General features: G+C 73.9%; 3 protein-coding genes. 1 reads left to right on the forward strand and 2 read right to left on the reverse strand.

From position 1 onward, the window contains the following. Positions 1 to 1,109 (reverse strand): triacylglycerol lipase (locus tag JNW89_RS26765; protein WP_238451105.1); only part of this gene is annotated, 1,109 nt, incomplete at its 3' end. 468 nt (positions 1,110 to 1,577) lie between these two features. Further along, the gene (locus tag JNW89_RS26770) at positions 1,578 to 3,260 is read right to left on the reverse strand and encodes a hypothetical protein (protein WP_238451107.1); all 1,683 of its coding nucleotides are present in this window, start codon (positions 3,258 to 3,260) and stop codon (positions 1,578 to 1,580) included. 100 nt (positions 3,261 to 3,360) lie between these two features. On the opposite strand from JNW89_RS26770, the gene JNW89_RS26775 reads away from it, so the two are divergent. Further along, the coding region (locus JNW89_RS26775; RefSeq protein WP_238451108.1) for a hypothetical protein at positions 3,361 to 5,288 on the forward strand (1,928 nt) is incomplete at its 3' end.

Raw genomic sequence — 5,288 nt, forward strand, 5'->3', positions numbered from 1 at the left:
GGTCGCCCGGTAGGCCGGCGAAGGCCGCCTGGTCGGGCCCGCCGGCCAGGAACGTCACCGCGCGCAGGACAGCGGTACGGCTGTCGGGGGGCGAGCGTGGCGGCGAAGCGGACCGCGTCGGCCAGGTGGGGGTCGGTCAGCGGGGTGAGGGGGCTGCCGGCGTGCGGGGTGCCGAGGGTGATGACCCCGGCGATCAGCTGCGGGTGGGCGGCGGCGAACGCCCGGGCGGTGACTCCGGCGGTGGAGTGGGCGACCAGGTGCACCCGCGGGTGGCCGGTGAGGGCGCGGGCGCGGTCCACGACCCGGCCGAGCTGTGCCTGCAGGCTCAACGGGTCGGCGCCCTGGTCGGCGAGGTCGACTGTGTACGTCGGGGAGACCGCCCTGGTTTCGGCGAGGTCGACCGTCATCGGGTCGACGCCGGGAATCCGCAGGTGGAAGTGCGCGTCGGGGGCGTGCTCCGGGTCGATCTCGGCGAGCAGCGCGCGCCAGGACCGGTGGTCGGCGAACGGTGCCGACACGAGCAGGACGCACCGGTCGTCGGCCGGCGCGGCGGCGTCCAGTTGGTGACGGACCTGGGCGATGGCGTTCGCGTCGCCGGGCAGGTCCTGGTGGGCGCAGGTCAGCGTCTTCCCCACCTGCCATCTCGGGCCGACCGCGACCTGGGACCAGTGCGGTACGACGCCGTCGCTGTCGGCGCACCAGCGGGCGAGGGTGTCCACCGCGTCGCCGAGTGTCTCCGGTTCGCGCCCGTGCAACGCCGCGGACGGGGCGGGCAGCGCTTCGGCGGTGACCCGCAGCCGCTCGAGGAGCGCGGTGCCGGTTTCCGCGTCGAGGAGGTCGCGGGCGTAAGCGTCGACCCATCCCGGTCCCGGGCCCGTTTCCGAGGTCCACAGGAGCAGGTCGACGCGGTTGTCGGCGGGCAGCACCAGCCGCCACGGGTGCTCCTCGGTTCCCCAACCGGCTGGCAGGGGCGGCAGGACTGCGGGGTCGAGGGTGTCGGCGCCGCCCAGCACGGCGGTCAGCCAGCGCAGCGCGGGCACCGCGAACGGGGTCCCGTCGCTGGAGACGCCGACGGTGAGCTGTCGCAGCTGGTTGCGCAGCGCGGGCACCGGGTCGCGCAGCAGCGCGGCGAGATCGTCGTCGGGGGCGGCCGGGGCAGCAGCACCGGCCAGCGCCGGGCAGGCCGGGTAGCCGCCGGTGCAGGCCCAGCAGCGCGGTCGCCACCGCGGCCCGGGGGGCCGCCCCAGCCCAGCGCTGCCTCCGCGACGAGTAGGCGCAGCAGCGCGGCGAGGACGTCCGGCGGGGACACCGATTCCCAGGTCGGGGGGCGGTGGGGTCGAAGCCGCCAGGGGCGGGCACCGTGATGTCAACCGGACCGAGCCGTTCGCCGTCGGCGCGCAGCGCCAGGCCCACGACGTGCCCGTCGACGCGCAAGACGGTCCCGGGCCGCCAGCTGGCCTGCAGCCAGGCGCGTTGCGCGTCGAGGCGGGTGCCGCCGGGGGTCACCACGGCCGGCGGGACGGTGCCGGCGGTCAGGGTCACGCCGGGCAGCAGCGCGGTGGCGGTGGGGCCGTCGGTCAGATCGAAGCCGAGCAGCCCGGCCCGCGCAGTGACGTCCACCCATCCGGTGTCGGCGTCGAGTTGAAAGCCGATCCGCAGCCCGTGCGCTTGCGGAACAGCGGGGCCGCGCTCGTCCCAGGCGGCGAGATGCACCCCCACACTGCCGGCCGTGGCCAGCCGTACCCGCCACGGGTCGGTGCCGCTGCCCGTGCCGGTGACCTCGCCGTCGAGGCCGGCGAGCGCGGCCAACTCGGCCAGCAGCGCCGACCAGCGGCCCGGGTCGTCGAGGACCGCCCGGTGGAACGCGGCGATCGCCCGCGTCGGCGCGGACGCCCAGGTCGGCGATCGCGACCCGGTGCGGTGAGGTCGGGTCGGCCGCCGGGGGGGACCAGTCCGATCAACGCGGCGAGCGCGTGACCAGGACCGGTCGGCCCGAGCAGTTGGTTCAGCGCGTCCCCGATCGCGGTCGCCGCGGCCGCTTCCACCGCGTCGACGCTGGAGAGGTCCAACACCGGGTACGTGTTGCCGCCGAGGGTCACCTGGTGCAGTTCCAGGTGCGGTTGCACGGCGGCGCCCTGCCAGCGCAACCCAGCGCTGATCGAGGCGACCTGGACGGCGCCGGACGGCGGCAGCGGCGGCACCGCGGCGATGCCTATTCCCGCCTCGGGCAGGATCACGGCGGGGGCGGTTCCGCCCGTCGCGATCGCCGCGAGCGTGGCGCCCGCGTCCAGCCGGATTGTGCCGTTGCTCAGCTCCGCGCGCAGCCCGATCAGGACCCGGCCGGTGTCACCCGAGCCGGTGCGCGCCAGCGTCAGGACCAGCTGCGGCCCGCCGGCGATCGAGAGCAGGACGGCTCGGAACGGCCGCTCCTCGGTGCCCTCGCCGCCGATCGTGGGATCGGCGCCGGCCAGTCCGGCCACGTGGCCGAACCAGCTGCGCAGCACGACCGGGTCTGCCGCGAGCGCGCCGATCCAGTCGCGGAAGGCGGTCGGGTCGCTGCCGAGCCGCGCGATCGGCAATGCCGGCACGCCGGCGGTCAGCCCGAGCACGCCGGGCAGGTGGGCGACGACGGGGTTGTCGGCGACGCCGATGCGGTCCAGGGTTTCCCGGACCAGAGCGACGAGGACCGGCGCGGCTCCGGCGTCGAGCGCCGTCGGGTCCAGCTCGACGGTACGTGGCAGCCCGTCGCCGAGATCGATGTCGCGCAGCACGATCCGGACGGAGCCGCCACCGTCGAGCTCGACCCGGGCCAGCACCGAGGCGTCGATGCCGGTGGTGGCCAGGTCGAGGCGTACCTCCAGCGGGCCGGCCGCGGTGCCGGCGATGACGGTCAGCTCGGACGAGGCGTCGACCAGGGGCAGGGTGAGCACCAGGGCGGCGTTCGGGTCGCCCGCGCCGGTGCCCGCGCGGGCGGCGATTCCAAGCACGTCACCGGCGACGGTCAGGTAGAGACCGAAGGGGTCCTTTTCGAACAGCGGATGCCAGGACTCCCTCGCGCTGCCGAGTTCAGGTGCCGGGGGCAACGCGAGGTCGAGCAGATCGAGCAGGGCGCGGCGCTGCCCCGGGTCGGTGACCATGCCGCGCAGGCGGCTGATCGGATCGGCGAACCAGTCCTGGTTCACGTTGCCGTCGCCGTCGACCATGCCGATCGCCTTGGCCAGAGCCAGAAGGCGTGGGTCGGCACCGGACGGGGAGGTCATGCTTGCCTCAATGGACGATGTGCTAGCCCCACGTCGCGACGATGTCATAGGGGTTGCGGCTAGGCATAGAAGGCGTGGGTGTATCTCGATGAGTCAGCCGATGCGATCTGTCGTCACGTCCACCATCGGCGTCGGCCGCATGGAGGATGCCGATCTCCTTGACTATCTGCAACGACATCCGGCGGCCGACGTCGCGGTTTTCCTTCACCTGCTGGAGGGAATCACCGGCGTGGAACGGGACTATCCACAATCGGCTCCGGCGTTCCTCCGGCGGCTGCGCGACCGGTACGGGCCGGCGGCGGTGCAGCGCCTGCGGGCGGCGGACACCCGAGTGCTGGCTGCCGTGCGTGCCGCCGAGACGGTACGCAACCTGCTCGGCGAGGCACAGCAGCTCATGCCGTACCGGACCGCGCAGGTCGGCTTCCTGGCGCTGGAGCGCCAGATCACCGCGCACGAGCTGAGCTACCCCGACGTGCTGACCATCCTCGCTCTCGGCGACGACGAACGACCAGCCGGCGGCATGGACGACGTCGAGCCCCCACCGGCGGCGCTGGCGGTGCTGGGCGAGATGCTGTGGAGCACCGCCTACTCCGAGCCGGAGAAGCGGGTCGCGGCGCTCGTGCGGGACGCAGCCGACGCGCAGCACCTCGCGGACGCCTACGTGGAGGCCGGGCAGCAACTGACCGGCGTCGTCGTGGCCCACCATGACGTCAAGGACGAGAACATCCTCGCCGGGCCGGTGCTGGCTCCGATAGCCGGTTGTCTCCACGAGGACCAGGCGATCGCCCAGGCGCGACTGACCGGCGTCGCGACCGCGGTGCTGCAGGCGAACCCCCTGCTGGAGCTCTACTACGCGTGCGAGCTGTCGACGAACCTCACCTACGCCGATGTGCTGTCGGGCACCGGTCCCGCCCGCACCGACCTCACCTCCGCCCGGGCCGACCCGCGGGTGGTCGCCCTGACCACCGTCGAGGGCCATGTGCTGCGCACCACCCGCGACGGCCGGTACTACTGCGTGGCGGGCATGCCGCACCGGGCGCCGTGGCTGTCCACGCAGTACCCCGACCACGATCCGGGCCCGTACCTCAACGCCGACCTGCGGCTCGCCGAACTGCACGCGCAGGGCGACGACGCCTGGGACGGCGACGTCTACCGGCCGGACCTGCCGCTTGGCGGGCTGTTCACCCAGACCGCGCTCGACTACACGCTGGCCCGTCTCATGCTGGCTGAGCGGGCGCTGGAGACGCAGCGGCGCCGCTTCCACCCGTCGGATGCTCCGTTGCCCCTGCCCGAGCCGGGCGGCGCGTTGAAGGCGAAGACCGCCGCGCTGCGCCCACTGCTGCACGAGGCGGCGTTGTTGACGTGGGTCATGGGCGACCGCGAGCCCACCGAGGCGGAGAGCCGCAGCGCGCAGCGGCTGACCGCGCAGATCGGCAAAATCGCCGCCGACGAGCCGCTGGCGCCCTTGTTCATCACGATCACGCGGGACGAGGACGAGGCTCCGACGCTCGGCGAGTTCACCGACCAACTCGCGGCCGGAACCGACGGCGACGCCACCGCCAAGGCGCTCGCGGAGCTCAAGGACCGGCTGGACAACGTGGACGAGCTGCGCGCGTTCCTGCTGTCCGCGCATCCGGTCGCGGCGCGGCGGTTGGCGGCGGTGTACCCGGACGTGATCGAGGCGTTCACCGACGAGCAGCGCCGGAGGATCGACCTGGTCCTGCTGGTGGGCCAGCTGCGTGATCTCGCCGGCGAGCTGGGCATGGACGTGGCGAGCATGCTCCTGATCGTGCTGGCGATGATCGAGCCGCCGGTCGCGCTCGCCGCCGGTGGCCTGTCCGCCGCCATCGGCGCGGTCGGTGTCGTGCAGGGTTTCCAGCAGGCGGAGCTGCTCACGATGATGGCCAGCCTGGACACGCCCGGCGGGTTCCAGCTCGCCTCCGCAGAGGACGCCGAGGAGGCCCGGAAGGCGGCCTGGCGTGGTCTCGCGCTCTCCCTGATCGACTTTCTGCTGCTCGGCGGCGACGT

The sequence above is a fragment of the Micromonospora sp. 4G55 genome (genome assembly GCF_016803375.1).